Genomic DNA, 4,033 nt, shown 5'->3' with positions numbered 1-4,033 from the left:
GTCATAACCAGTAAGTTTGTCTTTACCATCAAGATAAGATAGCTCAATTAAGAAAGCAATTCCGGCAACAATGCCGCCTAATTCTTCAACTAGCTGAATGGTGGCTTCGATGGTTCCGCCTGTAGCAAGAAGGTCATCTGTAATGAGTACGCGTTGTCCTGGTTTAATTGCATCCTTGTGGATCGTTAAGACATCTTTACCGTACTCTAGACCGTATTCAACTTTTACGGTTTCACGTGGTAATTTTCCTTCTTTACGAACAGGTGCAAAGCCTACTCCAAGTGCATAAGCGACTGGACATCCGATGATGAATCCACGTGCTTCCGGTCCAACAACGATATCAATGGCTTTATCTTTTGCGTATTCGACGATTTGATCTGTCGCATAACGATACGCTTCACCATTTTCCATAAGACTTGAAATATCTTTAAAACTAATGCCCGGTTTCGGCCAATCAGGCACAATTGTAATAAAATTCTTTAAATCCATTCTGTTGCTTCCTCCTCAGGTCTGCTAGAAACAGAAACCTTTTTGTTAAGCCATTCGAATAATTGCTGATAAGAAGAATATACAAGCTCTTGTTCAAGCTCAAATTGCTCTTTCTTACGTCTATATGAATCTGATTCACTTAAGTCGCGTTTGTTCGTTTGGCTGCTTAGTTCAATAAGCCCATTCTCTATTGTAACAAAATCTAGTTCAAAAAACACCTGTGAGATAAAATCAATCGTATGGCGCGACCAGCCACGGTACTTAGCCAGTTCGTCTCCACGCCTTTTAATATCGAATGGTCCTTTTTTTGCCAGGAATCCGTAAAACCATTTAAAATGCTCTCTCGTTGGCATCGTCGCTAAGAAATTATCCTGCTGGTGGTAAAAATGAGCATAAATCCGCTCAGGAAGTTTATCAGTAAGCAGGTTATCGATATGCGCTCGTTCTGGCGGCATATCCATTAAAATAATACTGCTTCCCTCAATATCCGCCTGTTCGGCCATAACCGCATTAGGGATATATAAAACATCTTCCGTGGTTTCTAAAAATGGGTACTGCTTGAATGTTGATTCGTTAAAGACGATGACTTTTCGATCTTTAACTGTCGTTTCAGTCAGCCATTTATTCACCTGACTACTCCCGCGATGATCAAAGAGCTGCCAATGATCGACGCATAAATCTTTCAAGAAGATCTGCGGTTTACGATTATTATTCCATTCGTTGATTGAAAGTTCCCCGATAACAGATACTGCCGAGATAGGTGATATATGGTCGGCGGTATCACCAAGACCAAAACCAACTCCATCTAACACATCTGGTGTTTCCTCAAGCACTAGTTTCAAATGGTTATGGTTGGCGCCGATTTTCCTTACCGATGATAAATGAACCTGTTCAATTAAGATCCTCGGTTTAGGATTTCCCATCCCGAATGGAGCTAATAGGTTCATTTCTTCAATTAATTGAATAGAAATATCAGCAAGGCTCGTCTTGCTATCTAATTTCGTAACCGGTGTCCACTGCTCTTCAGTCAGCTGCTCATCCGCAAGCGCACAAAGACGGCTGCGCAGTTCCTGTACATCGTCCAGTTTCAGCGTCATTCCAGCTGCCATCGGATGTCCGCCAAAATGCGGCAGCAGTTCACGACAGGTTGATAGATTCTTAAACAAATCAAAGCCTTCAATACTTCGAGCTGAGCCTTTCGCTAGACCTGTTTCGGGATCATAGCTAAGGACGATGACCGGACGATAAAAGCGGTCGACTAAGCGTGAGGCAACGATGCCGACAATACCAGCATTCCAGCCTTCGCCGCCAATCACTAACACACTGTTTGATTCAATCGGGAAGTTCGTTTCCACTTCAGTAATCGCCTGTTCGGTAATATCCGCTACGATCGCCTGACGTTGTTTATTAATCTCGTCAATTTCATCAGCTGCCACATTTGCCAGGCTTTGATCACTTTCCATTAACAAATCAACCGCTGGATCGGCATCTCCCAGACGACCAACAGCATTGATCCGCGGTGCGAGCCCAAAACCAATTGACTCTTCATTTAGGGCTTGCTGCTGAATGCTCGCTTTTTTCATCAGCGCAATCAGACCTGGACGTTTTGTCTGGCGAAGTTTTTCAATTCCGCGCGCAGCAATTAACCTGTTTTCACCAAATAGAGGAACAAGGTCAGCAATCGTTCCAATGGCGGCGATTTCCAGTAAATCCTCCGGCAACTCGCCAAGGAGGGCATGTGCAAGCTTAAGCGCCACACCCACTCCAGCTAAATCCTTAAACGGATAAGAATTATCTTCAAGTTTCGGATGAATGATGGCGAGTGCATCAGGAAGGACAGGACTCGGTTCATGGTGATCTGTGACAATATAATCTATGCCCAGCTCTTTCGCAATATCCGCTTCTTCAATGGCTGAAATGCCTGTATCAACCGTAATCATCAGCTTAACACCCTGTTCAGCGGCAAGCCTGAAGGCCATTTCATTCGGTCCATATCCTTCACTAAAACGGTTTGGTATATAAAAATCGACATTGGCACCAAGCTTCGTCAGGGTTTCCATCATGACGGTTGTACTGCTGACACCATCTGCATCATAATCTCCGAAAATCCTGATTTTTTCTTGGCTTTCGATCGCTCTGTGAATGCGTCCTACTGCTATGTCCATATCTTTTAATAGATACGGATCATGGAATTCTTGTTTTTTTATAAATAGAAATGAACGCGCTGCTTCAACTGTATCCAAACCGCGGTTCACTAATAATGTTGCAACCAAAGGTGTGATATGAAGCTCTTGAGCTAATACTTCGACTATATTTTGATCAGCGGTCTGTAAATTCCACCGCGATTTTGATTTCAACAAAAAAAATCACCCCTCAAGCATATAATTATATAAAAATTGCTGAAGGGTTTCAAATAAATTCTTTTTTCGATGGATTATTGTTCCTTAACTTCGACAGGCAGTACATCTTCTGGATGTTCTTTTTCGAGATGCTTAACTCTCCGTTTCAATGTAAAAATCTTCACACTGCCAATTGAGCCAACAATGATTCCACCCGTCAAAACCGAGCCTAAGATCACTAGTATCAATGGAAAATCCGTCTCACCGAACATATAGTTAACCGATACCGGATCGACATTAATCACGGCAAAAATCGACACCAAAATGGCAAAGACAATTCCCAGTAAAAACATCCACTGCATTTTCATCGACATCATTCCCCCTTTTCTCTTTTTACTCCATTCCCAAATATGGGATTGAAGTAAACATACTAGCTATAGCATATTGCAATATGGGCGTTATGATACATCTGTGAGACGGGGAAAGCCCAAATAAAAAACAGCCCGCAGAATGACTCTGCGAGCTGTTTTTCTAGTTATTAAACTTGGCCTTCTAAGCTTTTCTTCTCATCAGGCACAGTTTTAAGGATACCTTTTTGTTTAAGTTCTTTGTTTTTCAGGTCAAGCCAGAATTGAGCGGCAATGTAGATGGATGAATAGACACCGCAAAGCATTCCGATTAATAGGGCGATCGAGAAGTTACGGATGGATTCACTTCCGAAAATCATCAACGCAATAACAGCAATTAACACAGTTAAGACCGTATTAATTGAACGTGTTAGGGTTTGGCGAATACTGATGTTGACAATTTCGACAAGTTCTTCGGTTGTCTTAATCTTCTTCTTAGAGCGCATATTTTCCCTGATTCGGTCAAAAGTAACAATTGTATCATTGATTGAATACCCGACGATGGTCAGAATTGCAGCAATGAAGGTAATATCTACTTCCAGTCCAAGTACACTGAAAATCGTAATAACAAAGAATGCATCATGCAGCAGTGAAACAACTGCCGGCAGTGCCATTCTCCATTCAAAACGGATGGACACGTAAAGAATGATCCCCAGCGAGGCAATCGCTACGGCTTTCATCGCATTTTTGGCTAATTCTTTCCCAACAGCTGAAGAGACGGTGCTGATATTGGGCTCAGTGTTATAAAGAGCGGTAAACTCTTTCTTCAGTTCTGAGATTTCCTCTTTCTTCAGTTCT

4 protein-coding genes are annotated in these 4,033 nt (G+C 42.2%); all 4 read right to left on the bottom strand.

Annotated elements, in window-relative coordinates; all coding sequences use genetic code 11:
• The coding region (locus AC52RT_RS04120; protein ID WP_495539576.1) for an adenine phosphoribosyltransferase at positions 1-489 on the bottom strand (489 nt) is incomplete at its 3' end.
• Positions 480-2,849 (bottom strand): single-stranded-DNA-specific exonuclease RecJ, encoded by a 2,370-nt coding sequence (gene recJ / locus AC52RT_RS04115; protein WP_495539575.1) that lies wholly within the window; start codon positions 2,847-2,849, stop codon positions 480-482. The genes recJ and AC52RT_RS04120, both read right to left, overlap by 10 nt.
• A 74-nt stretch (positions 2,850-2,923) precedes the next feature.
• Positions 2,924-3,196, bottom strand: coding sequence for a LapA family protein (locus tag AC52RT_RS04110; RefSeq protein WP_495539574.1), 273 nt, complete (start codon positions 3,194-3,196; stop codon positions 2,924-2,926).
• 170 nt (positions 3,197-3,366) lie between these two features.
• Positions 3,367-4,033, bottom strand: a 667-nt coding sequence (secF, locus tag AC52RT_RS04105) for a protein translocase subunit SecF (protein WP_495539573.1), incomplete at its 5' end; no start/stop codon positions are given.

This window comes from Peribacillus sp. (assembly GCF_059453735.1).
This window is presented reverse-complemented; position numbering and strand designations above follow the sequence as displayed.